Source organism: Winogradskyella sp. J14-2 (genome assembly GCF_001971725.1).
Taxonomy (GTDB): domain Bacteria; phylum Bacteroidota; class Bacteroidia; order Flavobacteriales; family Flavobacteriaceae; genus Winogradskyella.
Window position 1 is genome coordinate 271389 of sequence record NZ_CP019388.1, and the last position, 25281, is coordinate 296669.

A 25281-nucleotide genomic window follows, 5' to 3' on the forward strand; every position below is an offset into this window, starting at 1 on the left:
TATGCTGAAGATTCAAAAATATGCTGCAATAGATATTGGTTCTAATGCAGTAAGACTATTAATTTCAAATATAATAGAACAAAAAGGAAAACCTACGGTATTTAAGAAAAACTCTTTAGTCCGTGTACCTATTAGGCTTGGTGCAGATGTTTTTATTAATGGTGAAATATCAGAATATAACCAACAACGAATGATAGATACCATGATGGCCTTTAGTCTACTCATGAAATCTCATGGAGTCGTTAGATATAAAGCCTGTGCCACTTCAGCAATGAGAGAGGCCGAAAATAGTGACAAGCTAACTGATAGTATCATCAAAAATTGCGGAATTAGTATCGATATCATAGACGGCGAAGAAGAGGCCGCCATTATTGCGGCTACAGACCTCAGTAGCTATATCGATGAAAATAAAACCTATCTATATGTAGATGTAGGTGGTGGTAGTACAGAGTTTTCTATAATACACAACGGTAATAAAATTAAGTCAAAATCTTTTAAAGTTGGTACCGTAAGACTTCTAAATGACATAGTTACCAGAGAAACTTGGAATGATCTTGAGCTTTGGATCAAAGAAAACGCCACAAAGTACGATAAAATAGATTTAATTGGTTCTGGTGGTAACATTAATAAAATATTTAAAATTTCTGGTAAGGCATTAGGCAAACCTTTAACCTATTTTTACTTGTCTAATTACTACACAATGCTACAAAACTATTCTTACGAAGAGCGTATTACTGAGCTTAACCTTAACCAAGATAGAGCAGATGTAATTATTCCGGCAACGCGCATATACCTGTCAGCTATGAAATGGAGTGGTGCCAAAGATATATATGTACCAAAGATCGGCTTATCAGACGGTATTATTAAAAGTATCTATTTTGAAACTGTTTCTAGCGTTGTTGTATAGTAATTATACCGAAAAATTACCGTTCAACTAATTTTTTCTTTTTAAAATCTATACATTTACAAGAGTTTTATAATTTAATTTATATTCGCGGTCTCAAATTAAAGATTATGAAAAAATTTTTACTTGCCTCATTATTAGTAGGCCTTACAACAATTTGTATGGCTCAAGAAGTGCGCTATGGTGTAAGGGGTGCACTAAATGTGTCTAATCTAGATTTTGATCCAGATGCAACTTTTGAAAATAAACACAGAAATGGCTTTGCCTTTGCAGGTTTTGTTGAGTACGGCTTTTCTGAAGAGTTAGCTTTGCATACAGAGTTGCAGTGGTCTGCAGAAGGTGGAAAAGATGAAGATCTAAGAGCCGATTATATACAAATGCCAATTTTATTAAAATTGTCTACCTCTGATAGATTGTCTTTTATGTCAGGACCACAAGTAGCGTTAAAAACATGGCAAAACAATGATGGTTTTTCAACATTTGCTTTTTCTGGAGTTATTGGTGCAGAATATATGATAACTGATGAGTTATTTGTTGATGCAAGATTTTCTTATGGATTAACAAACATCTTAGATGAAGATAATCTACCCAATCTAGAAGCTAAAAACCATGTAATGCAATTTGGTTTTGGGATAAAGATTTAAAAAGAAAAATTTAAATAATTTTTGAAGGCTTTAACCTATGGTTAAGGCCTTTATTTTTTTATAAACTTTAGACTTTTAGTTGAAGAATCCCCAATGACGAAATTAATGAAGTAAACACCAGAAACTACATCTTCAACATTAATAGAATTACTATTCAGAATAGATGACTTTACTTGTTTACCATCGATGGCGTATATGGTGTACTGTAAGTTTTCTGATAAAAGCTGATTGTCTATATTAAGCAAAAGCTTGTCTTCAACAGGGTTTTGTAGTAAAGAAATAGCATATTGATTCACATTATATTCATCTAAGGATAAAGTGGTATCACCAAAAATTAATCTTGCGCCAAGCAAATCAGTTAGAATTAATGCGGAACCATTATCTATAATTTCAAATTCGAAGAAGTTGGTGGTTTCAGTACCTAGTATTTGAAAATAGGTTGACTCATATGTACCTGTAGCACATCCAGATAATGATTGTACAAAATTGCTAATGCTTATATTATTTGCACCATTGAATGAAACAAAATAATTAGCAAAAAGAGCTTCACATTCACCTCCACCATTAGCTTCAGGTAGATTTAAAAACATATCAATATTATTAGTGAAATTAAGGTTAGGAAAATCACCTTCTGGTATATCAATAATAGGGTTTCCGGGAATATCTATATGATGCAGCCACCATGTTGATGCTAGTAGAGTGGTTGGAGCTTGTTTGCCAAACACTAGTGAATTTCCATCTGTATTTGTTAAGGTTAAGATTTGTTCTTCACCCATTCCCGTAATTGAATAGGTGTGAATACAGTCTATATTACAGTTTAATTCATTATAATAAAGTTCCTCATAAATAGCATAAGGTGCAGTATAACAATCATCTGTAAATGTAGCAGAAATATTAATTGTGATTTGATTAGTATCTACTGAATACGAACCATTAGAAGCATTACAGCCATGACCAGAACTAAAACTTAAAGTTCCTGGTAAATCACCTGAACCGTTTGTGAATTCGAGATTAAAAACAGTATAGCTATTATAATAATTAGGATAAGTTACACCTTCTTTAACTATATAGTCTAAATACCAAGTACCTATTAAATCAGTTTGACCATGAGAACTAAAACTGATAAAGGTGAAGAAGCTAATTAAAGCGTAAATGTGTTTCATGGAAATTAGAGCTAATTATAACTCTAATTTATAAAATATTATCCATGTACAGTTTCTTTTTTACTTAAATCTTTCATGATGTCTGCTTCATATTCAAGGAGTTGCTGCCATTTTTGGTCTACCTCTTTTCTTTCACCATATTGCCTTGCAAAGTTTAAGAACATGGTATAGTGGTTGGCTTCACTAATCATTAATTTCCTATAAAATTTAGCTAGCTTTTTATCTTCAAGTTCTTCAGAGAGTAATCTAAAACGTTCACAGCTACGCGCTTCAATTAAAGCTGCATAGAGCAATCTGTGAACCAATTGTGTGGTTCTACTTCCGCCTTTTGGAAAAAACTTTAAGAGAGCAAGTACATACTCATCTTTACGATCCCTACCTAGTGTCCAGCCACGTTCTAAGATAAGGTCGTGCACCATTTTAAAATGACTCATTTCTTCCTCAACCAAGTCAATCATTTCTTGGACCAGCTCTGTATACTCAGGGAATCCTACAATCAATGAAATTGCAGTACTAGCGGCTTTCTGCTCACAATAAGCGTGGTCAGTTAATATTTCTTCAATATTTTTTTCTACAATGTTTACCCATCTTGGGTCTGTTGGGAGTTTAAGGCCTAACATAGTTTTAATAGTTTTCAGTTTGAATGAAGTTTGCTTTTCCTTTGTCGTTAATCAATATTTTATGATGGGATACCTTATCAGTTTCAGGTATTGCATATACTACATCTATTGCTACTGTGTTGGTATAGCTTGGGTCATCATCTACTTGTATAGCGTTTAATATGGCAAGTTTATCAAAGTTATAAAGCTCTGAACCTTTTACCAGATTAGGATTAAATTTAAAAGCTTTATTCGCTTTTTGCTTATCGAAACTTTTGTTATAAATGACTTTATTATTTTTTTCTACTAAAATATCAAACTTAAAATTCCGATAATATGTTTGATAGTTAATAGTGTCTTTTATTTTAGTGAAGAGGACACTATTGTCCATATCAGTATAGGCTTTTATCTTAACTCTAAAGCCATTGCTGAGTGTAGTGTCTACCTTGTGTTCTGTATAATTCTCAGGTTTATGAATATCGACTTGTACAGATACCGTTTTTTTAAATTCTTCAATATCTTCTACTAAAGCCTGATTCTTGGTTATGCGTCCTTCACAGCTAACAAATCCAATAGTTACGATTAAAAGTAAAAAAAGTAAGTTTCTCATAAGTTTATATGTCTAATCCGAAGGTTTTCTTTAGTAATTCTATATTTGGATTCTTTTCTTTTAGCTTTTCGTATTTTTCTCTTGGTGTAAAGGCATACTTTTTTGCCACTTCCTCATTTACAGTAATGTCTAAATGAAGGTCATAGTTTTTTAGTGTTTTGCGTAAATAGGCGAGAAGTGGGAATTGCGCACGTTCTAACTCTATCTTGTTAGTATTGTTTGAATATGTGAGATAAATTGCAGTGCCCTTTAGTTTAGGCTTATCCATTTGCAGTATGGAAGCTAATATTTTTTCACCTTTTTTAGACATAGAATTGATGTAGTCATTCCAGACTTTAGTTAATGCGTCTTGAGACACAGGTTCTTTTGGTAAGTCTTCCTCGTCTATAACAACATCTAATTGCCGTATTTGATGCTCTTTTTTCTCTCTAATACTTTTTAATGATAAGCCAGAAGTTGCTTTTTTAGCTTTATCGATTGATATTTTTGGAATTGTAATAGGCTCAGAAACTGCTGTAAGTGTTTCTTTCAGTTCTTCTTTTTTCTCAACCTTTGGTTGTTGCACAGTAGGTTTTGCCTGTTCTGTTGGTTTATTAACAGTAATTGGTGTAATACCTTTTGCCTGAAAATAAGAAGGTGGAATTATGAAATGTCTGTCATTTTTTTTTTCTCCATCAAAAGTGATAGAGGCTAGTTGCATAAGTGTTAACTCAACCAGTAATCTTTGGTTTTTACTCGTTTTGTATTTTAAGTCGCAATCGTTGGCGAGCTCTATGCCTTTAAGTAAGAATGTGTTTGATGTTTTTCGAGATTGCTCTAGATATTTTTGCTTGGTCTCCTCACCAACTTCTAGCAATTCTATTGTGGCTTGATTTTTACAAACCATTAAATCTCTAAAATGCGACGCCAAACCAGCAATGTAATGATGGCCATCAAACCCTTTAGATAATATGGTATTAAACTGCACCAATACATCAGGAATTTTGTTTTCTAAGATTAAATTAGTACTCTCAAAATACGTTTCATAATCTAAAACATTAAGATTTTCGGTTACAGCTTGTCTGGTTAAATTTTTACCAGAAAAACTTACAACTCTATCAAAAATAGATAAAGCATCTCGCATGGCACCGTCAGATTTCTGTGCAATAATATGTAAAGCATCATCTTCTGCAGTTACACCTTGTTCTTCTGCTATGTACTTTAAGTATTCTTTTGCATCGGTTACGGTAATGCGTTTAAAATCAAATATTTGACATCTCGATAAAATCGTTGGAATAATTTTATGCTTTTCTGTAGTTGCCAGTATAAATATACAGTGCTTTGGTGGCTCTTCTAAGGTTTTAAGAAATGCATTAAATGCCGATTGAGAAAGCATGTGCACCTCATCTATAATGTACACTTTATATTTACCGACTTGTGGTGGAATCCTAACTTGGTCGGTTAAGTTTCTAATATCATCTACAGAGTTGTTGGAGGCTGCATCTAACTCAAAAATATTGAAGGCAAAATCTTCATCATCGCTTGTATTACCGTCACTATTTATCATTTTTGCTAAAATACGAGCGCATGTGGTTTTACCAACACCACGTGGTCCCGTAAAAAGTAAAGCCTGTGCTAAATGATTGTTTTCAATAGCATTGAGCAATGTATTGGTAATGGCTTGTTGGCCAACAACATCCTTAAAGGTTTGTGGTCTATACTTACGTGCCGAAACTACAAAATGCTCCATTGAAAAGTAACTAAAACACAAATTTAAGAATAACCACAAAATAGCCATTTCTCTAGATTAAAATTTAATAGGAGTTATTAACAATTTATGTAATTTTGACGGCTAGTAAATCGCCTTATCGATTCTAATTTAATTAGGGTAGGAAAGTCCGAACACCATAGTGCAAGCATAGTGGTTAATAGCCACCAGCCGAGAGGTTAGGAAAAGTGCAACAGAAAGTATGTACAGGTAATGCTGTAGTGAAATCAGGTAAACTCTATGCGGTGCAATGTCATGTATACCAACGTTTGAGGGCTGCACGTTCGATGTTGGAGGGTAGGCAGCTAAAGTTTGCTGGTAACAGTAAACGTAGATAAATGATAAGGGTTGAAACTATAAAGGTCTCAATACAGAATTCGGCTTATAGATTTGCTGGTTTTAAAACGAGCTTCGTGTTAAACGCGAAGCTTTGTTTTTAATCATATTTAAAAAAACTAAACATATTACCACCATATTTTTTAGAATAGGAGTAGTGCTCCATATGGCTTAATTCTGTGTGTTTAGAGTGCTCTATGATTAAAAGTCCTTCTTCCTGGAGTAAATTATTGTTAAATATCAACTCAGGAATTTTTGAGAATAGTTCTACATTAAAATCATATGGAGGATCGGCAAAAATGATGCTGTATTGCTGGTTATTATTTTCTAAAAATTTAAAAACATCACTTTTTATAGTTGTTATAGGCATCTCAAATGCTTCTGCAGTAGTGTTTATAAATTTTATGCAGCCAAAGTGATCGTCTACAGCTGTAATTTGCTCTGTGCCTCTTGAGGCGAATTCGTAACTGATATTTCCTGTGCCAGAAAATAAATCTAATACAGAGATATCATCAAAATAATATTGATTGTTAAGAATGTTAAAGAGGGCTTCTTTGGCCATATCTGTAGTGGGCCGCACTGGCAATCTCGAAGGTGCTACAATCTTTCGACCTTTAAATGTTCCGGTGATGATGCGCATTAAAACGTATTTAGAATCAAATGATAATGATGTAATTTGCTTGTGACGATGTTTTCAGAATACTTAAAATTAAAGTTATTTCTCTCAAACTCTACATGTCTTATGTATGTGTATAATAAATGATATAATTTATCATTTTTATCAATGGTTCCGCTTATTTGCAATACAGTCGTCTCAACATCGAGGTTTAATTGTTCAAAAACAAACAGAACATAGTAAATAAAATCTTCTTTACTATGGTATTCAAAAACATTAAATAATTGAAGTTTTTTATTTTCTACCACTGTTATTTCAATCATAGTTTTGTTAACATGAAGATATACTTCTGTATTATGACTTTCGCCTGCTTTTTGTAAAACAGCATCTAATAATACGGTAGAAGAGTGTTTGTAGGTGAACTCGCCAAAGGTTTCAAAAATATAATTGTTGATGTTAATGTAAGGTATATACACGTTTATACTTTTATTAACTGCAACATCATCATGCGTAATATAGTCTGTTTTTAGGATTTTTGTATTGAATTTTAAATAGTCGGCTTTATTGCTTTCGTCATAAAGTGCTTTGGGTACCAGTGTTGAAAGCTCATTTTGGTGTATAATTGTAACAGCATCAAACGTGTCTGAAAATACTGAGTTGGCACTTAATTCTGTTTTTAAGCGATTTAGTACATCAAAAGGGTTTAATTTAGCACTAAACGCAATTTTATTGAGATACTCAATAGTGTTGATGGTTCTGTTTAGTATACAAAAAGAAAGCCCATTCAAATTAACTTGAATGGACAATTCTTTGATATTATTTTTATTCAAAACTTATTCCTTTACAGACAAGTCCTTGCCCCAATTTCCGCTGGTATTAACTTCTTCCATGGAACCAATTTTAACTGATGCACCCTTAACACCTGCAATAGATACAGCTTGGCGTTCTTTTTCTATTAGGTATTTTTCTTGTCCATCTAATACAATAGACTTATCTACACTTGCTTCAAACACCGGAATGTCTTCTAACTTTCCCGCTTGTAACTTAAACTTTGCATCTTCTTTACCAACGCCAACTTTTGCTAAGTTTTTATATCGCTTATCGCCTTTAAAAATTGAGTCTTTAACATTCCAATAGTCTAAAGTATCTATAATTGTAATGGTTTTAAACGTCTCTACGCCACCAAAGGCACGTGTACGCTCAACGTCTAAGACTGTGCTGTCGCGTCTTTGGGTAATTGGAATACTATCGTTTTCAATAAAATTTATCAGTTTATCAAAACTACCAGCGTATTCTCCATTAACTTCCTTATATGCTAGCTGAGAATCTCTAATATCTACCAACCTATCGATAACAACTTTATAACGCTCTACTTTTAACTGGTTGAATTGTATCTCTTTGTATACAGACATAAAGGTAATATACCCAAGAAAAATAATAAGTGCCCAAAGCACTAAATTAATGATCGGTTTTAATTTTCTAGGAACAAACTTGTCTATTAACCATACAATGAGGATGGTTAATAGAATAATACCAATTATTGCTGCAATTACCATTTTTTAGTTTTTATTTATTAATTAGCTCTCTCGCAAATCTACAATTTTTTTTTATTGGGAAAAATAATCTAAATAAAAATCATTGAAAATAAAGATCGGTTTTTTATGAAATTATAATAATGCTATATTGCTTATAATTTAATTCTATATGATCACCAATGCTTCTGCATTTTACACACTATTAAAGTCTAAATTTCCATTTGCACCTACTAATAAGCAAGATAAGGTGTTAATGCAATTGTCACAGTTTATTTTTAATAAGTCTTCAAATGAGACATATTTATTAAAAGGCTATGCAGGTACAGGAAAAACAAGTATTGTGGGTACCATAGTAAACAATTTATGGCAAGCAAAAAAAAGTGCTGTGCTAATGGCACCTACAGGTAGGGCAGCAAAAGTAATTTCTAATTATTCTAAAAAAGAAGCCTTTACAATACACAGAAAAATTTATTACCCGAAGAAAGAAAAAGGAGGTGGAGTAACCTTTGTAATGCAGCCCAACAAGCACAGAAACACACTATTTATTGTTGATGAAGCCTCTATGATACCAGACGCTCCATCAGATTCTAAATTGTTTGAAAACGGATCGTTACTAGATGATTTAATGCAATATGTGTATTCTGGTCACCAGTGCAAATTATTATTAATAGGTGATAAAGCACAATTACCACCAGTAAAATCAGATTTAAGTCCAGCGTTAGATTCAGATAAATTAAGCCTAAATTATAATAAAGATATTTTTGGTGTTGAATTGGACGAAGTCGTTAGGCAAGAGCAAAACTCTGGCATTTTAGAAAACGCTACAGAGCTAAGGGCTACGCTAGATTCTGGATTTTTTGAGAGCTTCAAATTCAATATTAAACCATATAAAGATATTGTAAGATTAGTCGATGGCTACGAAATAATGGATGCTATTAATGACGCCTACAGCAGCAATGGCTATGAAGAAACAGCAATCATAGTTAGAAGCAACAAAAGAGCAAACCTTTACAACAAACAGATAAGAGAACGCATATTATTTAACGAAAGTGAATTATCTGCAGGTGACTATCTTATGGTCGTTAAGAACAACTACTTTTGGATAAAACCAACAACCGAAGCAGGCTTCATTGCTAATGGTGATATCATTGAGGTTTTAGAAATCTTTAGTATTAAAGAATTATACGGTTTTAAATTTGCAGAAGTAAAGGTAAAAATGGTAGATTATCCACGAATGCGACCCTTTGAAACCGTTTTACTATTAGATACAATACATGTAGAAAGTGCTTCTCTAAGTTATGAAGAATCCAATAGACTTTATCAAGAAGTAGCTAAAGATTATGCAAATGAAACAAGTAATTATAAGCGTTTTTTAGGAGTTAAAAACAACAAGTATTTTAACGCATTGCAGGTTAAGTTTTCTTATGCAATAACATGCCATAAATCGCAAGGTGGTCAATGGAATACAATATTTGTAGAACAACCTTACTTACCAAACGGCATGGATAAAGATTATTTACGTTGGCTATATACTGCTGTTACTCGCGCCAAAGAGAAACTCTATCTTATAGGATTTAAAGATGAAATGTTTGCAGAAAACGACGCTATTTAAAATAGAAAACTTTATTTTTGAATACTGATAAAGCAGATATATGAAGATTATATCAATGATTCCTGCACGTTATAGTGCATCACGTTTTCCGGGTAAATTAATGCAAAATTTAGCCGGAAAATCAGTAATCCTAAGAACTTACGAAGCCACATTAGCAACAAACCTCTTTGATGAAGTCTATGTTGTAACAGACAGTACCATTATCTATAACGAAATAATAAACCATGGCGGAAAAGCCATCATGAGCCAAAAAGAGCACGAATCTGGTAGTGATAGAATTGCAGAAGCTGTAGCAAATATAGATTGTGATATCGTGGTAAACGTTCAAGGTGACGAGCCATTTACAGAACGCGAGAGTTTAAGTAAAGTATTAGAGGTTTACAAGGATGATACCAAAAACGAAATTGATTTAGCATCTTTAATGGTAGAAATTACCGATTGGGATGAAATTTCCAATCCAAATACAGTAAAGGTTATTGTAGATCATAAGAACTTTGCTTTGTATTTTTCTAGAAGTCCAATACCATATCCTAGAGACAAAGAAGCAGGAGCGAGATATTTTAAGCATAAAGGCATTTATGCCTTTAGAAAACAAGCTTTATTAGATTTTACCGTTTTACCAATGCAATATATTGAAGCCACAGAAAAGATAGAATGTATCAGATATTTAGAATATGGTAAAAAAATTAAAATGGTAGAGACAAAGGTACAAGGGGTAGAAATTGACACTCCAGAGGATTTAGAAAGAGCTAAAAAATTGTGGAAATAGTTTGTGCTGAACAGTCACACTTAGCTTATCGAAGTGTTGTTCTAGTAACTATTTATGAAAAATGATTAATACTTATAACAACATAAAAGTCATAGGCTTTGATGCAGACGATACGCTGTGGGTCAATGAAACCTATTTTAGAGAGGCAGAAGAGGAGGTTGGGCGTTTGTTGTCGCATTACGAGACACCAAATAAAATAGACCAAGAGCTTTTTAAAATGGAAATGAAAAATCTACCTACCTATGGTTATGGAGTAAAGGGTTTTGTGTTGTCTATGGTAGAATTAGCCATTGCGCTATCCAATAGCAGAGTCTCTAACGATATAATTTCTAAGATCTTAGATATCGGTAAAGATATGATTAATAAACCCATTGAATTACTAGACGGAGTTGAGGAGGTTTTAAAAACTTTATCTAAAGATTACAGATTAATCCTTGTCACAAAAGGCGATTTGTTAGATCAAGAACGTAAGCTAGAAAAATCCGGATTGTTAGATTATTTTCATCATATAGAAGTATTGAGCGAAAAACAAGAAGCCAACTACGAAAAACTCTTAAAACATTTAGATATTCAGCCATCGGAATTTTTAATGATAGGTAACTCATTAAAATCTGATATTTTGCCCTTGGTAAACATTGGCGCAAAAGCCATACACGTTCCTTTTCATACCACTTGGCAACATGAAAAAGTGAGTAAAAAAGAAACAAACGGTCTAGAATATAAAACGGTTGCCAACCTAAAAGAGATTTTAAATTTTATAAAGGCTAAATAAACAAACTAAGTTTTATTTTTGTTAAAGATTAAAAAGTAAATGACATATAAAAATTATCCAATGGTGTCTAGAGTTGTTTTTGGACGCGGAAGTTTCAATCAATTAGATGAAATTTTGGCACCCAAAAGAAAAGGACGCAATGCGCCATTTATATTTTATGTAGATGATGTCTTTAAAGGCAATCATTGGTTAACTTCAAGAATTACCCTCTCATATAAAGACAAGATCATTTACGTACCCACCAAAGAAGAGCCTAAAACATCACAAATAGATCAGCTAGTAGAAGATATTATCTTAGAATATAGTGAGTTGCCTTCTGGTATCATAGGCATAGGTGGCGGTATAGTAATGGATATAGCCAAAGCAGTTTCTCTGATGCTTACTAATAAAGGCCAGTCTAAAGATTACCAAGGTTGGGACCTAATAAAAAACCCAGCCATTTATCATGTTGGTATACCAACTATTTCTGGAACGGGAGCAGAAGTATCTAGAACCACAATCTTAACAGGACCAGAGCGCAAATTAGGAATTAACAGTGATTATACACCGTTTGACCAAGTGATTTTAGATCCTGAATTAACCAAAGATGTTCCAAGAAATCAGTGGTTTTATACAGGTATGGACTGTTTTGTACATTGTGTAGAGTCTCTCAACGGTTCTTATCTTAACGCATTTAGCCAAAGCTACGGAGAAAAGGCTTTTGAGCTCTGTGAAGAAATTTTCTTAGGCGATAGTTTATCTAAAGAAGCATCACAAGATAAATTAATGATGGCATCATGGCATGGCGGTATGAGTATTGCATATTCTCAGGTAGGTGTAGCGCACGCCATGAGTTACGGGCTAAGTTACCTTCTAGGCATTAAACATGGTATTGGTAACTGCATAGTATTTGATCATTTAAAGGATTATTATCCTAGCGGAGTCGCCATGTTCAAAAAAATGAAAGAAAAGCATGGTATCGAGCTTCCGCAAGGTATCTGTGCAGAATTAGACAACAATCAACTAAACAAAATGATTGATGTAGCCTTAAGCTTAGAACCATTATGGGAAAATGCTATAGGTAAAAATTGGAAAGCAAAGATTACCAGAGACACACTGCTAGCACTCTATAAAAAAATGTAAAATGCGCTGGTTAGCTAGGTTTATTTATTTTAAAGTTTTAGGGTGGAAAATTCTGGGCAACACTAATTTCTCAAAAGATAAAATTAAAAAGGCGGTTATCATTGCTTTACCTCATACAAGCTGGCACGATTTTTACATTGGTATTTTATTACGAAAAATTACAGGTGTTAAAACTAATTTTGTAGCAAAAAAAGAACTATTTAAATGGCCATTTGGTTATTATTTTAGAGCAGTAGGTGGAAAAGCCTTAGACAGAACTTCTGGTCAAAATAAAGTTGAAGCTATCGCTCAATTATTTAATAAGGAAGAAGAATTTAGGTTAACACTAGCACCAGAAGGAACGCGAAAAAAAGTTGAAAATTGGCGGACAGGATTTTACTACATAGCAAAAGCAGCTAACGTGCCAATTATAATGTTTACCTTAGATTTTAAAAATAAGCAAAACAAAATTTCTGAACCTTTTTACCCTACAGATGATATTGAAGAAGATTTTAAATTTATGGAAGCCTTTTATCAAGGTGTTGAAGGTAAAGTGAAAGAGTATAGTTAAAATTTTGGCATAAGATTTGCAAAGTTTATTATGAAATGAAACATAAAGTAAACACTTAAGTCCCTAAAAAGAAACATTGCCTTAAAAAAAAGCTATCTATTTACTTAGGTAGCTTTTTTTTGTCTATATACTTGTTGAGCAAATCATTGGTTCTAGCTTGTAATTTCTTTTTAAAAAAACCCGTGTTACCTAAAAGCCAACCCTTAATTCCTATAGCCTGTTTTGCCCAAATGTAAAGACTAAAGCAGTCTGTGTGTCTTACTATTAAACCGTCTTTAAACTCAAAGGTTGCCCTAATTTTATTATGAACATTCCTGCCCGTTTTACTAAAGGTGTAAAAGGCTTCCCAGGAGGCTGAGTTATCAGTAATATTTGTAACTTCAATTCTAAAGTTTTTATCTTTTTGAGAATCGCAAAGCATATACCACATTTCAATTGCTCTTACGCCATTTAAAGTGCCAAAAGCTGGGTCTTCAAAAACAATATCCTCATGATATAATGATGTCATTGCAGAAGCATTTAACTGTTTAAACGCATCGTAAAACTTAGTAATTGTATGTTTCATGATCTTTAATTTAAATTTAAATAAATAATTTAAATATTTATAAAACCATCTTTATCATAATTACGTAAGTATGTCAGAACAAGGGTGAGATAAATCTTTGGGCTTAAATTCCAACATATACTTTTTACTTTGGCGTTGAATTTAGCTTAGGGATTAGAAAAGATTAAGATAGGTGACGCTTAGCCTTTTTTATCTACCTTATTCGATTCTTTTAACCATTAATAATTTTTTTTGAGTTTTAAAAATTGTTATGAAAGAGAGAAAAGGCTTCCGACATTGGAAGCCTTTTTGAGTTTAAAAAATAGAGCACATTTGAATAATACAAAGGTACAAAGGCATACCTAATGTAATATTAAATGGAAATGTAATTGCCAATGCCATAGGCAAATACAAACTTGGATTAGCTTTTGGTACTGCAATACGCATTGCCGCAGGTACTGCTATGTAAGAAGCACTAGCCGCTAGTATAGCAAATAATAACCGGTTTCCTTCGCTTTGTGTAAATATAGAACTTACAACTGCCACTAAACTTCCGTTTATAATCGGAATAATGATAGCAAATACAAGAGCGAACCACCCTTTTTTAAGAAAAGAAGATAATTTTTTACCACTAGTAATACCCATGTCTAATAGAAACACAGCTAAAAACCCCTTAAAAATATCTGTTGTAAATGGTTTTATGCCTTCTGCCTGTTGTTCGCTAGCCAAAAAACCAACAACTAAACTTCCTAGAATTAAAAGAACGCTGCCATTGGTTAAGGCATGTTTTGCAACTTTTCCCATTGACATTTTTATGGCATTTTCTTTGTCGTATATAGAAATGAGCAGCAGACCTATAATTATCGAGGGTGCTTCCATTAAAGCCATTACTGCTACCATATGACCACCAAATGATATCTGCTCGATCTCTAAAAATGATATTGCTGTAACAAATGTTACAGCACTTACAGACCCATAAGAAGCTGCTATAGCACCAGCATTGGCTACACTAAACTTTCGCCTTAAGATAAAGTATGTGTAAATAGGTACTGCAATAGCTAATAATATGCCAAATAAAAGCGACCAAATTATTTCTAAATTTAGGTCGCTGTGAGAGAGTTCTTGTCCACCTTTAAAACCAATTGATAAAAGCAGATAGAGCGAAATAAATTTTGAGGAATTAGGAGGTATTTCTAAATCACTTTTTAACTGTACTGCAATAATGCCTAAAAAGAAAAACAGTAATGCAGGATTTGTTAAATTATCGAATAATAAATGCAGATCCATTGTAAAATAGTCTCAGAAAGGATATGATATTTTAGGTTGATGTTATTTTACAAACGATATATTAAGTGTACCATTAATAACCACATTATAGCCTTCCTTTCTAGCAATTGAAATGTAATCCTTAGCTATTTGTTTTTCTTTTAAAAGTTCGTCAATTCTACTACATTCATATTTTGTATCTGCCTGTTCCTGTCCTATGCAGAGACTTAACTTTTGTAGTCTATGAAAGTTTATCTTTTCTTCAATTAGCACATTAATTAAAAAATCGGCTTCAGATGGTCTAAATAAACCTTCTACTAGATTAACCTCTTGGGTTGCTTTTTCTATTTTGTTTTTTGTTTTTGTGTCAGACATATTGTTTTTCGTTAATTATTTAATTTAGTTTCTGTAAGTCTTATTATGCATATGCACGATATAATAAAGGCACATACAGCAAGGTATTCTATAAAAATATTGTCATTAATATATGATAGGGTAATGAGACCAGATAAAATCAACAACGTAATTGCTACTTGAATTTTAGTGCGCTGCGCTGCTTTTTTTTCATCTAACTCAACATCTTTAAAGTTTGAATTTGGTTCAATTCTATCCATTATCTACTGATTTTAAATTCTAGGCAAAATTGAAACATTTTTTTTATTTATTTTTATATATATTTTTAATCATATATATAATTATTATTTATGAATTATACGTTACATCAATTACAGATCTTTCTAAAAATTACTCAGCTAAAGAGTATTACAAAAGCTTCCGAAGCTTTATTTTTGAGTCAACCTGCTGTTTCAATTCAGTTAAAAAAATTTCAAGATCAGTTTTCTATACCGCTTACAGAGGTAGTTGGGAGGCAACTTTATGTTACTGATTTTGGATGGGAAATTGCAGAAGCTGCCGAAAAAATCCTTAACGAGGTAGATGCAATTAATTACAAGACAATGTCATTTAAAGGCCAGGTTGCAGGTAGGTTGAAAATTTCGGTTGTATCTACCGGAAAGTATGTTATGCCGTATTTTTTATCTGACTTTACAAATAAAAATAAGGGTGTAGATCTTATCATGGATGTTACCAATAAACAAAGTGTTGTTAAAAGTCTTGAGAATAACGAAGTTGATTTTTCCTTAGTTTCCGTAATACCAGACCAGCTGAGTTTAAATAGGGTAGAACTCATGGAAAACAAACTATATCTTGTAGGAGGCACCAAGGATAAATTTAACCGTAAGGTATCTACAAAGAAAATTTTTGAAACCTACCCAATGTTATACAGAGAGGATGGCTCTGCTACACGTAATGCCATGGAGTCTTTTATAGCCAGTCATAATATTAGTACGCCCAAACGAATGGAGCTTACATCAAATGAAGCACTTAAGCAAGCAGTAATAGCAGGTTTAGGATATTCCATAATGCCTATGATAGGTATAAAGAACGAATTAAAAAATGGTGATTTAAAAATTATTCCTTTTAAAGGACTACCTATTACAACCAACTGGAACTTAGTCTGGCAGAAATCTAAAAACCTCTCGCCTGTGGCCAAAGCATATTTGGAGTTTTTAAACAAAGAAAAGGAAAGAATTATAAGAGAGAACTTTGATTGGTATGAGGCTTACTAAATCCGTTTTAGTTTTTTTATTAAACGACGTACGTTGTTATATAAAAAAGCGTTTGTTTTTACATAGTAAAACGAAATAAAACACACTAATGTTAAAAATAAAACTGCACCAATAATGGCTTGCCAAGGCAATAAGGTTTTTCCTAGGATTTGATGTAATCCTACACCTGTAAAGCTTCCATAAATAATTATAAAGTGAATAACATATATGGATAGGGTTTTTTGTCCTATTTTAAGTAATAACGGTTGTTTTATATATTGCTCTATTGCATAGAAAACAGCAAACAGTATCAGTACGTTACCCAATCTGGTAAACAAATAATTATAATAAGCCACGTCCTTTAAAAGCTCTATATCTGTAATAAAATATAATTGCATTAAAAGCCAACTAGACTTAAAAATAAAAAACAGTCCGCAAAATATAAAACCTAATATAATACCAACTTTAAATTTTGGCCGTTCTAGGTACCTGTAGAAGATAGTGGCTATAAAAGCACCAAAGGCAACATATCCAAACCATGGAATAATATTAAAAACAGAGCCATAGTCTTTTGTTAGCCAATTAGCAAAAACTCTTGGTACATTTGGTAAATCTAAGAATCTATAAAGCGGTTCTGTAAGAAAAAGAGTAAAACCAAAAAAACACATTAGTGCTGAAAACAAAAGTGTTTTTTTTAAGGTAAATTTATAAATTCCAACCACTAAAATGAGTGATAACCCTATACATTGTAATACATCTATAAGTAAGAAGTAAGGTGAATTAAAATTACCATATAGCCATTGAAAAATTGGTGCACGCAAAAGGTAGCCTATACCTATTAATAAAAGACCTCTGTATAATCCTTTTTTTATTCTAAACGCTACGTTACCGCTGCGTTTTGCTTTTATTAGTAGGTAGGAGAATATTAATCCAGAAATTGTAAAAAAGGTTGGTGCAGTAATACCTCTAAAATATTTCCACACAATAAAAACTGTATTATTGTCATCTCTGTAAGACACATCTAAGAGTGTGTCAATAAAATGACCCTGTAACATCATTAAGATAGCAAAAGCTCTTACAGCATCAATAAAATAAAGACGTTGTTTGCTCAATTTGAAATGAGTTGAATAACAAAGATAGAGTTTACGTATTTAATTGTCCTTAAAAAATTAAGTTTCTAGTGCAGAGCACAAAAAAGAGAGCATAAACTCTCTTTAACTTTTTGAAATATTTAGATAAGCTCTTAGCCTTCTATTTCTTCCATTGTATGATACACATTTTGAACGTCATCATCTTCCTCTAGCTTTTCGAGAAGTTTTTCTACGTCTTCAGCCTGCTCTGGTGTAAGTTTTTTTGTAACCTGTGGAATACGCTCAAAACCAGACGAAACAATTTCAATATTATTATCTTCTAAGTAAGATTGTATACTACCAAAACTTTCAAAAGGCGCATATATTATAACGCTAGTTACCTCATTTCCGTCTGCATCTGTGTCGGTATCTTCAAAGATTTCTTCTACACCAAAATCTATAAGTTCGAGCTCTAGTGCTTCTAAATCTAAATCATCACCTTTTATTTTAAAATTACAGGTATGATCAAACATAAAAACTACAGAACCAGATGTGCCCAAGCTACCGTCACATTTGTTAAAATAGCTACGAACATTCGCAACTGTACGCGTATTATTATCTGTTGCTGTTTCTATGAGAACTGCAATGCCGTGTTGCGCGTAACCTTCGAAAATTACTTCTTTATAGTCTCCCTGGTTTTTATCTGAGGCACGCTTTATGGCGCGTTCTATATTATCTTTTGGCATATTTACAGATTTTGCATTCTGTATTACTGCCCTTAGACGGGAGTTGCTGTCTGGATCTGGTCCACCTTCTTTTACAGCCATTACAATGTCTTTGCCAATACGAGTAAAAGCTTTACTCATGGCAGACCACCGTTTCATTTTTCTTGCTTTTCTAAATTCAAAAGCTCTTCCCATAGTGATTAAAATTTATTCGCGTAAAAGTAATTAATTAAGTTAAATATTTTAAAGTCTAATCTTCTGCTTCTACAATAGCTTCTATAGCTTCAGCTAGGTCAAAATCTTTTTGCGTTACACCACCTGCATCATGCGTAGATAACGATATTTTTAAAACGTTGTATACGTTACTCCAATTGGGATGATGATTTAATGCTTCACACTCAAAAGCAATTCTGCTCATAGCGCTAAAACAATCTTTAAAGTTGTTAAATTCTAGTTCTGCATGAATAGCATTATCATAATATTCCCATTCAGGAAAGTGAAGCAATTTTTTTTCAATTGTAGAATCATCTAATTTCATATGTTATGTTTTTTATTAACCGAATTTAATAAAATACCATGTGGTAGTCAAGATTATTTTATAAGTTCTTCTAAAACCTTATCACTGGTAATTTGAAGATGCTTAGGTAATTTATTAAACTTTGGTAAAACGGCAAGGTAACGGTCGTCGTTAGTGGTGTAAACATGCTTTAGTGATACTTTTTGGGGACTAATTGCTTCTAAAATCTGTTTTACAAATTCATCATGATGCACCAAATCTGTACTTCCTAAATGAAATATCCCATATTTGTTTCTATTAATAATGTAATGGATTTGCTGTGTTACTTTTTTATCTAGTGTAACATTCATAATGAGATTGGGAAAGATTTCAACCGATTCGTTTTCTGCAATACATAGTTTCATTTCTTGTATTCTGGGACATTGTTGACCAAAAACCATTGGTAACCTTAATATAGCTACTTGTTTTTTTGGCAGACGTAGCAACATATTCTCAATTTTTATTTTAAAATGCCCATAAATGCTATGACTTAACGTTTTATCTAGCTCGTAACTTGGGTATTTGCTGTATGCATCAAAAACATTGGCAGATGACAAAAAGATAATTTTTGTGCCATACTCTAGTGCATACTCAGCGATGTGTTGATGTGCAATGGTCTGTGCGGTAAAATCTCCTCTAATTACAGAAATTACAATTGTGGGTTTTGTAGCATTTAAAATTTCGTAAACATCGTCTTCTTCAACATTATATTGAAAAAAATGTTTATTACTTTCAAACATTTTTTTGGGAGTTCTATAGGTGCCATAGGTTTTAAAATAAGGGCCCAATTCCTTATAAAGGGCATTACCTATGTAGCCACTAGCCCCAAGAATAAGGATTCTGTGTTTGCTTAAATGCTTCTTCATTAATTCCTACTACCTAATTCTCAAAACGTTTTATCCTTTATAAAACGGTAATTTTACAACCGTTGCAGGAATAGCCTTTTTACGCACCTGAATATTAATTTTACTATCTACTTTAGAGAAAACTTTAGGCACATAACCTAGGCCAATGCCAATCCCTAAGCTAGGGCTCATTGTACCAGAAGTTACATTACCAATGGTATTACCATTATTATCTACTATGTCGTAACCTTGACGTGGAATACCTCTTTCGTCTAACTTAAAAGCGACTAATTTGTGCTCTGGTGTGCGTTCTTTTTCTGCTTGTAAGGCTTCACTGTTTGTAAATTCTTTGTTGAATTTGCAAATCCAACTTAAACCAGCTTCAATTGGCGACGTAGTATCATCTATATCATTTCCATATAAACAATAACCCATTTCTAAACGTAAGGTGTCTCTTGCTGCTAAGCCAATTGGCTTAATGCCGAAGTCGGCACCAGCTTCTAATACTTTATCCCAAATTTGCTTTACTTCAGAGTTTTTACAATATATCTCAAAACCACCACTACCAGTGTAACCAGTAGCAGAGATAATTACATGCTCTATACCTGCAAAATCACCAACAACAAAATTGTAGAATGTAATAGCAGATAAATCATGACTAGATAATGACTGCATAGCTTCAACAGCTTTTGGACCTTGTATTGCTAAAAGTGAATAATCTTCACTTAAATCTCGCATATCTGCACCAACATCATTTTTTGAAGTAATCCAGTTCCAGTCTTTTTCAATATTACTGGCATTTACAACAAGTAAATAGGTTTCGTCTTTAACTTTATAAATAATTAGATCGTCTACAATTCCTCCATCATCATTTGGTAAGCAACTGTATTGTGCTTTTCCAATTTCTAATTTTGAAGCGTCATTACTCGATACTTTTTGAATAAGCTCTAAAGCATGTGGGCCTTCAATTAAAAATTCGCCCATATGAGACACATCAAAAACACCAACAGCTTTACGTACAGTTTCGTGTTCTATGTTTACACCTTCATATTGTACAGGCATATTGTATCCTGCAAAAGGAACCATTTTTGCGCCTAGAGCTACGTGTGTTTCTGTTAAAGCAGTATTTTTCATCTAAATATATTTTATGACCTAAAATTAGGATTATAGTCGGTTTAAAAAAGTTGCGCTAAATTAAAGAATTTTTATGGCTTATTATCATAAAAAAAGCCACCAGATTTTGGTAGCTTTATTAATATATTTTTAATAATTAGAACTGATACCTAATACCTAAGGCAATATCAAAATCTAAGTCGTCTCTAAAGTCACCAAAACCAAGCTCTGGTCTAAAGTCTAAAGATAGAAGCAATGGGATGTCAAAGTTATATTCAATCCCTATATCTCCGGCAACAAATAAAAATGTTTCGTCATCAAAATCATTGTCATCAAAGCTATAAGAGCCTAAGCCTCCACCAGCACCAGCATACCAGTTAAAGTTTCCGTCTAATTGCCAAACCCATTGGTATAATCCTGTCAATTTAAAACCATCGTATCTGTTTCCACTTCTCCACCCTAAGTCAACCTCTAGGCGGTTGTTATCGCCAAGAGCGCGTTGATATGATATCTCTGCACCAAAGCCATCGCTATCTCCAAGTCTAAGACCAATAGCGTTATCAGCAATTTCTTGCGCGCTTGCGGCAAAAGTAAAACTTGCAAAAACTGTAAGTAATAAAATTATTTTTTTCATAAGAATTTTGAGTTTTAGTGTTTATATTTCCAACAAGTTGTTTTATTGTTAAACCATAATAACGACGAAATTATGTTAAAATTGAGTTTGAACAATGAGATTTAAGACAACATTAATAGTTGTTAATGTTGAATATTTGAATTAACATGACTGCAAATTTAGAAGCACATTTACAGATCTTAAGCAAGAATTTTGAAGGCGAAATTTACTTTGATGATTTAATGCTGAAGCTCTACGCGACCGATGCATCAGTATATAGAATGTTGCCAACAGCAGTGGCTTTGCCCAAAACAAAAGCAGATATTAAAAAACTTATTGCGTTTGCAAATATTCATAATATAGGACTTATACCCAGAACTGCCGGAACTTCTTTGGCAGGGCAAGTTGTGGGCAAAGGTATTATAGTAGATGTTTCTAAATATTTTACTCAAATTATAAAGGTCAATGAGGTTAAAAAAACTGTTACAGTTCAACCTGGTGTGGTAAGAGATCAACTAAATAACCATCTAAAACCTTATGGTTTGTTTTTTGGACCTAATACCTCCACATCAAATCGTTGTATGATTGGTGGTATGGTAGGTAATAATTCTTCAGGAACTACATCGATTCAGTATGGTGTAACACGAGATAAGGTACTAAGTTTAAAAACACTTTTAAGTAACGGGAGTGAAGCTGCCTTTGAGACAATAACAAAAGATGATTTTCTTCGAAAAACAAAAGAAAACACCTTAGAAGGGCATATTTATAAATCGATTTATGAAGAATTAAAATCTGAATCAGTACAAAAACAAATAAAGGAGAACTTCCCTAAAGCCAGTATTCATAGAAGAAATACAGGTTATGCGATCGATGAATTAATTAAATCTGAAGTTTTCTCTAATTCGGCATCTGAGCGTAGTCAAAGTTCAAAATTCAACATGTGCAAATTGCTAGCAGGAAGTGAAGGTACACTTGCATTTACAACAGAAATAACGCTTCAACTAGATGATTTACCACCAAAAAATAGTGCTATGGTGGCTTTTCATTTTGAAAGCATAGCAAATTGTATGAAGGCTGTAAAACCATTAATGCAACACAATTTGCATACGTGTGAGATGATGGATGACACTATATTAAATCTCACAAAGCATAATAAAATGCAGCAAGAAAACAGAGTATTTATAGAAGGAAATCCTACAGCTATTTTAATGTGCGAGCTAAAAGCTGAAACTCAAGGCGCATTAGATCTTGAAATTAAAAACCTTGTAAAGACAGCTGATGAGCTCGGTTTAAGTTATGCAGCTCCAATTCTTAAAGGCGAAAACATTACCAAAGCATTAGAGTTGCGGAAAGCAGGTTTAGGGCTTTTGGGCAACATGATTGGTGATAAAAAAGCAGTGGCTTGTATTGAAGATACTGCTGTGGCTTTAGATGATTTGGATGCTTACATTGAAGAGTTTACAACACTTATGCGCTCTTATAACCAAAACGCAGTGTACTATGCGCATGCTGGAGCTGGTGAATTGCATCTTAGACCAATTTTAGATTTAAAACAGTCTGAGGATGTTAAATTGTTTAGAGCTATAACCACTGATGTCGCCAAACTTGTAAAGAAATATCAAGGCTCTATGTCTGGCGAGCATGGTGATGGTATTGTGCGTGCTGAGTTTATTCCTTTAATGATTGGTGAAGCAAATTATCAATTATTAAAACGAATAAAATCAGCCTTTGATGTTGATAATATTTTTAATCCTGGAAAGATTGTAGATGCTTTTCCAATGGATAAAAATTTACGGTACAAAAGTGATAGAGAAGAACCGCAAATAGAAACGTTTTTAGATTTTTCACACTCCAAAGGTATTCTTCGTGAAGCCGAAAAATGCAATGGGTCTGGTGATTGTAGAAAGTTACCAGAGTTTGGTGGAGTAATGTGTCCGAGTTACAGAGCTACACGAAACGAAAAAGATACCACAAGAGCGCGAGCTAATGCGTTACGTGAGTATTTAACAAATTCTGAAAAGAAGAATAAATTTAACCATAAAGAATTAAAAGATGTTTTTAGCCTTTGCCTAAGCTGTAAAGCATGTGCAAGTGAATGTCCAAGTAGTGTAGATGTCGCAAGCTTAAAAGCCGAATTTTTATATCAATATCAAAAAGAAAACGGAGTAACTTTTAAAGATAAGTTTTATGCCAATGCAACTAAGTATAACAGAATGGCATCTCGTTTTCCTAGTTTAGCTAATGTATTATTTACAACAAAATTTATACGAGGTTTTATGAATGCTTCTTTAGATCTTCATCCTAAAAGAAGTTTGCCTTTGTTTTCTAAATCATTTTCTAAATGGGCTAAAAAGAAATCATTTCTTGTACGAAACCCAATTAAAGAAGTTTACTTGTTTGTAGATGAGTTTAGTAACTCTTTAGAATTTGATATAGTTTTAGATCTTAAAGTATTACTTTTTAATTTAGGGTATAATGTTATAGATATAAGTCATTTAGAAAGCGGTAGAAGTTTTTTGTCTAAAGGGTTTTTAAAAGAGGCTAAGGCTATAGCTGATAAGAATATAACGTTCTTTAAAAATTTTATTAATGACGATTTTCCTTTGATAGGTATAGAACCTTCAGCCATATTAACATTTAAAGATGAATACTTAAAATTAGCAGATGATAAAATGGCAGCAAAATCTATTGCAGATCGTACTTTTTTGATAGAAGAGTTCATTCAAAAAGAAATTGAAATAGGTAACATTACTTCCAATCAATTTACCAAAGAAAGCAAAACGGTTAAATTTCATGGCCATTGCTATCAAAAGGCGTCAGGTAATCAAAAATCAAGTTTCGATATTCTTAATTTACCAAAAAATTACAAAGTTACCATAATACCAAGTGGCTGCTGTGGAATGGCAGGTAGTTTTGGCTATGAAAAAGATAACTATGAAATTAGTATGCAAATAGGTGAGCAAACGTTGTTTCCTGCTGTAAGAAAAGCGTCAGATGATACTATAATTGCAGCAAATGGCACAAGTTGTAGACATCAAATAAAAGATGGTACAGGACGTATTGCTAAGCATCCTGTTTCAATTCTTAGAGAAGCTTTAGTTTAACTTTTTCTTTTTGGGTTGCTCTACAATGGTAATGGCAGCAATAAGATCTTTAACATCCATATCCTTTAGATCTTCGTCGGCAAAGAAAGGAGAAAGTTTGTCATTATTGTAGTTATAGACTTTCCAGCGTTTAAATTGATACTCCAATGCCGTAAAATTCTCTACCCAATCACCAGAGTTTAAATAGGTGGTTTTACCGTGCTTGTTTTCTTTAATAAGCATTTTTGGCTGATGTATATGACCGCAAACCACATAATCATAACCATTTTTTATTGCAAGATCAGTAGCAACTTTTTCAAAGTCATTTATATACTTCACAGCACCTTTAACACTGTTTTTAATGCGTTTAGAAAGGGAATATCGCTCTTTTCCAAGCTTCTCTAATCCCCAATTCACCACGCTATTCATTAAAATTAAAAGGTCATATCCCCAACCACCAAGCTTGGCAAGCCATTTAGCATTTTGTATAGAAATATCAAAAACATCACCATGAAAAAACCATGCCTTTTTACCATCTAAATCAAGAACTAGTTTATTTACAATAGAGATGTTTCCGATGGCTGTATCGGTAAATTTTCTAAGCATTTCATCATGGTTGCCTGTAATGTAAATGACTTCAGTGCCATTTGCAGCAAAGTCCATCACTTTTTTTATAACGCTTAAATGAGATTTTGGGAAGTAACGTTTTTTAAATTGCCAGATATCAACAATATCGCCGTTAAGAATTAACTTCTTAGGCTCAATACTGTTTAAGTAGGTTAAAAGTTGTTTGGCCTGGCAGCCAAACGTTCCTAAATGAACATCAGATATTACCGCTATTTCTACTTTTCTCTTTAAATTCAAGGCTAAAAATCAATGC

General features: G+C 32.9%; 27 protein-coding genes and 1 other RNA gene. 10 read left to right on the forward strand and 18 right to left on the reverse strand.

The features are described from left to right. The first annotated feature begins 1 nt into the window (after position 1). Together BWZ20_RS01325 and BWZ20_RS01330 are read left to right on the forward strand one after the other, a co-directional pair. Complete coding sequence (locus tag BWZ20_RS01325) at positions 2 to 907, forward strand: Ppx/GppA phosphatase family protein (protein ID WP_076615224.1); 906 nt, start codon at positions 2 to 4, stop codon at positions 905 to 907. A gap of 107 nt (positions 908 to 1014) precedes the next feature. Beyond that, the gene (locus tag BWZ20_RS01330; protein ID WP_076615226.1) at positions 1015 to 1548 is read left to right on the forward strand and encodes a porin family protein; all 534 of its coding nucleotides are present in this window, start codon (positions 1015 to 1017) and stop codon (positions 1546 to 1548) included. Positions 1549 to 1598: 50 nt separating this feature from the next. Here BWZ20_RS01330 and BWZ20_RS01335 read toward each other — a convergent pair whose 3' ends face one another. The 4 genes from BWZ20_RS01335 to dnaX are packed head-to-tail and all read right to left on the reverse strand — an operon-like array spanning position 1599 to position 5649. After that, positions 1599 to 2711 carry a T9SS type A sorting domain-containing protein gene (locus BWZ20_RS01335; RefSeq protein ID WP_076615229.1) on the reverse strand — a complete coding sequence of 371 codons (1113 nt, stop codon included), beginning with the start codon at positions 2709 to 2711 and terminating at the stop codon, positions 1599 to 1601. Positions 2712 to 2749: 38 nt separating this feature from the next. Next, the gene (locus BWZ20_RS01340) at positions 2750 to 3331 is read right to left on the reverse strand and encodes a tRNA-(ms[2]io[6]A)-hydroxylase (protein ID WP_076615231.1); all 582 of its coding nucleotides are present in this window, start codon (positions 3329 to 3331) and stop codon (positions 2750 to 2752) included. A gap of 4 nt (positions 3332 to 3335) precedes the next feature. After that, a complete protein-coding gene (locus BWZ20_RS01345) occupies positions 3336 to 3920 on the reverse strand; it encodes a hypothetical protein (RefSeq protein WP_076615233.1) in 585 nt (194 codons plus the stop codon). 4 nt (positions 3921 to 3924) lie between these two features. Next, entirely contained in the window at positions 3925 to 5649 is a 1725-nt protein-coding gene (dnaX, locus tag BWZ20_RS01350) for a DNA polymerase III subunit gamma/tau (RefSeq protein WP_076615236.1), read from the reverse strand. Positions 5650 to 5751: 102 nt separating this feature from the next. On the opposite strand from dnaX, the gene rnpB reads away from it, so the two are divergent. After that, positions 5752 to 6068, forward strand: an RNA gene (gene rnpB, locus BWZ20_RS01355) — RNase P RNA component class A. Positions 6069 to 6103: 35 nt separating this feature from the next. On the opposite strand, the gene BWZ20_RS01360 is transcribed toward rnpB, so the two are convergent. The 3 genes from BWZ20_RS01360 to BWZ20_RS01370 are packed head-to-tail and all read right to left on the reverse strand — an operon-like array spanning position 6104 to position 8175. Beyond that, positions 6104 to 6643, reverse strand: a complete 540-nt coding sequence (locus tag BWZ20_RS01360) for an RsmD family RNA methyltransferase (RefSeq protein ID WP_076615238.1) — start codon at positions 6641 to 6643, stop codon at positions 6104 to 6106. Next, positions 6643 to 7449, reverse strand: coding sequence for a DUF3822 family protein (locus BWZ20_RS01365; protein WP_076615241.1), 807 nt, complete (start codon positions 7447 to 7449; stop codon positions 6643 to 6645). The genes BWZ20_RS01360 and BWZ20_RS01365 overlap by 1 nt, the downstream gene beginning before the upstream one ends. A 3-nt stretch (positions 7450 to 7452) precedes the next feature. Next, complete coding sequence (locus BWZ20_RS01370) at positions 7453 to 8175, reverse strand: hypothetical protein (RefSeq protein WP_076615243.1); 723 nt, start codon at positions 8173 to 8175, stop codon at positions 7453 to 7455. Positions 8176 to 8323: 148 nt separating this feature from the next. Between BWZ20_RS01370 and BWZ20_RS01375 the strand changes: the two genes are divergently transcribed. From BWZ20_RS01375 to BWZ20_RS01395, 5 genes are all read left to right on the forward strand, one after another. Then, complete coding sequence (locus BWZ20_RS01375; RefSeq protein ID WP_076615245.1) at positions 8324 to 9766, forward strand: ATP-dependent RecD-like DNA helicase; 1443 nt, start codon at positions 8324 to 8326, stop codon at positions 9764 to 9766. Positions 9767 to 9806: 40 nt separating this feature from the next. Beyond that, complete coding sequence (gene kdsB, locus BWZ20_RS01380; RefSeq protein ID WP_076615247.1) at positions 9807 to 10535, forward strand: 3-deoxy-manno-octulosonate cytidylyltransferase; 729 nt, start codon at positions 9807 to 9809, stop codon at positions 10533 to 10535. 61 nt (positions 10536 to 10596) lie between these two features. Continuing rightward, positions 10597 to 11307: an HAD family hydrolase gene (locus BWZ20_RS01385; protein WP_076615250.1), complete on the forward strand. Its 711-nt coding sequence runs from the start codon at positions 10597 to 10599 to the stop codon at positions 11305 to 11307. Between the two features lie 39 nt (positions 11308 to 11346). Then, positions 11347 to 12429 carry an iron-containing alcohol dehydrogenase family protein gene (locus tag BWZ20_RS01390; RefSeq protein ID WP_076615252.1) on the forward strand — a complete coding sequence of 361 codons (1083 nt, stop codon included), beginning with the start codon at positions 11347 to 11349 and terminating at the stop codon, positions 12427 to 12429. A 1-nt stretch (position 12430) separates the two neighbouring features. After that, complete coding sequence (locus BWZ20_RS01395) at positions 12431 to 12979, forward strand: 1-acyl-sn-glycerol-3-phosphate acyltransferase (RefSeq protein WP_076615254.1); 549 nt, start codon at positions 12431 to 12433, stop codon at positions 12977 to 12979. Positions 12980 to 13079: 100 nt separating this feature from the next. Here BWZ20_RS01395 and BWZ20_RS01400 read toward each other — a convergent pair whose 3' ends face one another. From BWZ20_RS01400 to BWZ20_RS01415, 4 genes are all read right to left on the reverse strand, one after another. Beyond that, complete coding sequence (locus BWZ20_RS01400; RefSeq protein ID WP_076615256.1) at positions 13080 to 13544, reverse strand: nuclear transport factor 2 family protein; 465 nt, start codon at positions 13542 to 13544, stop codon at positions 13080 to 13082. A gap of 294 nt (positions 13545 to 13838) precedes the next feature. Further along, positions 13839 to 14810 (reverse strand): sodium-dependent bicarbonate transport family permease, encoded by a 972-nt coding sequence (locus tag BWZ20_RS01405; protein WP_076615259.1) that lies wholly within the window; start codon positions 14808 to 14810, stop codon positions 13839 to 13841. 42 nt (positions 14811 to 14852) lie between these two features. Next, positions 14853 to 15164 carry a hypothetical protein gene (locus BWZ20_RS01410; RefSeq protein ID WP_076615261.1) on the reverse strand — a complete coding sequence of 104 codons (312 nt, stop codon included), beginning with the start codon at positions 15162 to 15164 and terminating at the stop codon, positions 14853 to 14855. 11 nt (positions 15165 to 15175) lie between these two features. After that, a complete protein-coding gene (locus tag BWZ20_RS01415; RefSeq protein ID WP_076615264.1) occupies positions 15176 to 15403 on the reverse strand; it encodes a hypothetical protein in 228 nt (75 codons plus the stop codon). A 90-nt stretch (positions 15404 to 15493) separates the two neighbouring features. On the opposite strand from BWZ20_RS01415, the gene BWZ20_RS01420 reads away from it, so the two are divergent. Next, a complete protein-coding gene (locus tag BWZ20_RS01420) occupies positions 15494 to 16417 on the forward strand; it encodes a LysR family transcriptional regulator (protein WP_076615267.1) in 924 nt (307 codons plus the stop codon). Here the strand turns inward: BWZ20_RS01420 and BWZ20_RS01425 are convergent. The 6 genes from BWZ20_RS01425 to BWZ20_RS01450 all read right to left on the reverse strand — a co-directional run bounded on the left by BWZ20_RS01425 (position 16414) and on the right by BWZ20_RS01450 (position 21339). After that, positions 16414 to 17508, reverse strand: coding sequence for a heparan-alpha-glucosaminide N-acetyltransferase domain-containing protein (locus BWZ20_RS01425; RefSeq protein ID WP_076615270.1), 1095 nt, complete (start codon positions 17506 to 17508; stop codon positions 16414 to 16416). The two genes, BWZ20_RS01420 and BWZ20_RS01425, sit on opposite strands and share 4 nt — an antisense overlap. A gap of 131 nt (positions 17509 to 17639) precedes the next feature. Then, positions 17640 to 18386 carry a YebC/PmpR family DNA-binding transcriptional regulator gene (locus BWZ20_RS01430; protein ID WP_076615273.1) on the reverse strand — a complete coding sequence of 249 codons (747 nt, stop codon included), beginning with the start codon at positions 18384 to 18386 and terminating at the stop codon, positions 17640 to 17642. Positions 18387 to 18441: 55 nt separating this feature from the next. Then, on the reverse strand, positions 18442 to 18729 hold the full coding sequence (locus tag BWZ20_RS01435; protein ID WP_076615276.1) for a 4a-hydroxytetrahydrobiopterin dehydratase: 288 nt from the start codon (positions 18727 to 18729) through the stop codon (positions 18442 to 18444). A gap of 53 nt (positions 18730 to 18782) precedes the next feature. After that, positions 18783 to 19613 carry a sugar nucleotide-binding protein gene (locus tag BWZ20_RS01440; protein ID WP_076615277.1) on the reverse strand — a complete coding sequence of 277 codons (831 nt, stop codon included), beginning with the start codon at positions 19611 to 19613 and terminating at the stop codon, positions 18783 to 18785. A gap of 30 nt (positions 19614 to 19643) precedes the next feature. Next, complete coding sequence (gcvT, locus tag BWZ20_RS01445) at positions 19644 to 20726, reverse strand: glycine cleavage system aminomethyltransferase GcvT (protein ID WP_076615280.1); 1083 nt, start codon at positions 20724 to 20726, stop codon at positions 19644 to 19646. A 136-nt stretch (positions 20727 to 20862) separates the two neighbouring features. Then, positions 20863 to 21339 (reverse strand): hypothetical protein, encoded by a 477-nt coding sequence (locus BWZ20_RS01450; RefSeq protein WP_076615282.1) that lies wholly within the window; start codon positions 21337 to 21339, stop codon positions 20863 to 20865. 146 nt (positions 21340 to 21485) lie between these two features. On the opposite strand from BWZ20_RS01450, the gene BWZ20_RS01455 reads away from it, so the two are divergent. Next, complete coding sequence (locus BWZ20_RS01455; RefSeq protein WP_076615284.1) at positions 21486 to 24422, forward strand: FAD-binding and (Fe-S)-binding domain-containing protein; 2937 nt, start codon at positions 21486 to 21488, stop codon at positions 24420 to 24422. Here BWZ20_RS01455 and BWZ20_RS01460 read toward each other — a convergent pair. Further along, positions 24414 to 25265, reverse strand: a complete 852-nt coding sequence (locus BWZ20_RS01460; protein ID WP_076615287.1) for a UDP-2,3-diacylglucosamine diphosphatase — start codon at positions 25263 to 25265, stop codon at positions 24414 to 24416. The genes BWZ20_RS01455 and BWZ20_RS01460 overlap by 9 nt on opposite strands. Between the last annotated feature and the right edge of the window lie 16 nt (positions 25266 to 25281).

What these genes read in the sequence shown, in the direction of transcription:
- BWZ20_RS01325 (WP_076615224.1), top strand. Translation starts at nt 2, where the DNA reads ATGCTGAAGATTCAAAAATATGCTGCAATAGATATTGGTTCTAATGCA.
- BWZ20_RS01370 (WP_076615243.1), bottom strand. Translation starts at nt 8,175, where the DNA reads ATGGTAATTGCAGCAATAATTGGTATTATTCTATTAACCATCCTCATT.
- BWZ20_RS01335 (WP_076615229.1), bottom strand. Translation starts at nt 2,711, where the DNA reads ATGAAACACATTTACGCTTTAATTAGCTTCTTCACCTTTATCAGTTTT.
- BWZ20_RS01330 (WP_076615226.1), top strand. Translation starts at nt 1,015, where the DNA reads ATGAAAAAATTTTTACTTGCCTCATTATTAGTAGGCCTTACAACAATT.
- BWZ20_RS01385 (WP_076615250.1), top strand. Translation starts at nt 10,597, where the DNA reads ATGATTAATACTTATAACAACATAAAAGTCATAGGCTTTGATGCAGAC.
- BWZ20_RS01440 (WP_076615277.1), bottom strand. Translation starts at nt 19,613, where the DNA reads ATGAAGAAGCATTTAAGCAAACACAGAATCCTTATTCTTGGGGCTAGT.
- BWZ20_RS01415 (WP_076615264.1), bottom strand. Translation starts at nt 15,403, where the DNA reads ATGGATAGAATTGAACCAAATTCAAACTTTAAAGATGTTGAGTTAGAT.
- BWZ20_RS01400 (WP_076615256.1), bottom strand. Translation starts at nt 13,544, where the DNA reads ATGAAACATACAATTACTAAGTTTTACGATGCGTTTAAACAGTTAAAT.
- BWZ20_RS01455 (WP_076615284.1), top strand. Translation starts at nt 21,486, where the DNA reads ATGACTGCAAATTTAGAAGCACATTTACAGATCTTAAGCAAGAATTTT.
- BWZ20_RS01345 (WP_076615233.1), bottom strand. Translation starts at nt 3,920, where the DNA reads ATGAGAAACTTACTTTTTTTACTTTTAATCGTAACTATTGGATTTGTT.
- BWZ20_RS01420 (WP_076615267.1), top strand. Translation starts at nt 15,494, where the DNA reads ATGAATTATACGTTACATCAATTACAGATCTTTCTAAAAATTACTCAG.
- BWZ20_RS01360 (WP_076615238.1), bottom strand. Translation starts at nt 6,643, where the DNA reads ATGCGCATCATCACCGGAACATTTAAAGGTCGAAAGATTGTAGCACCT.
- BWZ20_RS01435 (WP_076615276.1), bottom strand. Translation starts at nt 18,729, where the DNA reads ATGAAATTAGATGATTCTACAATTGAAAAAAAATTGCTTCACTTTCCT.
- BWZ20_RS01375 (WP_076615245.1), top strand. Translation starts at nt 8,324, where the DNA reads ATGATCACCAATGCTTCTGCATTTTACACACTATTAAAGTCTAAATTT.
- BWZ20_RS01390 (WP_076615252.1), top strand. Translation starts at nt 11,347, where the DNA reads ATGACATATAAAAATTATCCAATGGTGTCTAGAGTTGTTTTTGGACGC.
- BWZ20_RS01410 (WP_076615261.1), bottom strand. Translation starts at nt 15,164, where the DNA reads ATGTCTGACACAAAAACAAAAAACAAAATAGAAAAAGCAACCCAAGAG.
- BWZ20_RS01395 (WP_076615254.1), top strand. Translation starts at nt 12,431, where the DNA reads ATGCGCTGGTTAGCTAGGTTTATTTATTTTAAAGTTTTAGGGTGGAAA.
- BWZ20_RS01450 (WP_076615282.1), bottom strand. Translation starts at nt 21,339, where the DNA reads ATGAAAAAAATAATTTTATTACTTACAGTTTTTGCAAGTTTTACTTTT.
- BWZ20_RS01430 (WP_076615273.1), bottom strand. Translation starts at nt 18,386, where the DNA reads ATGGGAAGAGCTTTTGAATTTAGAAAAGCAAGAAAAATGAAACGGTGG.
- dnaX (WP_076615236.1), bottom strand. Translation starts at nt 5,649, where the DNA reads ATGGAGCATTTTGTAGTTTCGGCACGTAAGTATAGACCACAAACCTTT.
- BWZ20_RS01340 (WP_076615231.1), bottom strand. Translation starts at nt 3,331, where the DNA reads ATGTTAGGCCTTAAACTCCCAACAGACCCAAGATGGGTAAACATTGTA.
- kdsB (WP_076615247.1), top strand. Translation starts at nt 9,807, where the DNA reads ATGAAGATTATATCAATGATTCCTGCACGTTATAGTGCATCACGTTTT.
- BWZ20_RS01405 (WP_076615259.1), bottom strand. Translation starts at nt 14,810, where the DNA reads ATGGATCTGCATTTATTATTCGATAATTTAACAAATCCTGCATTACTG.
- gcvT (WP_076615280.1), bottom strand. Translation starts at nt 20,726, where the DNA reads ATGAAAAATACTGCTTTAACAGAAACACACGTAGCTCTAGGCGCAAAA.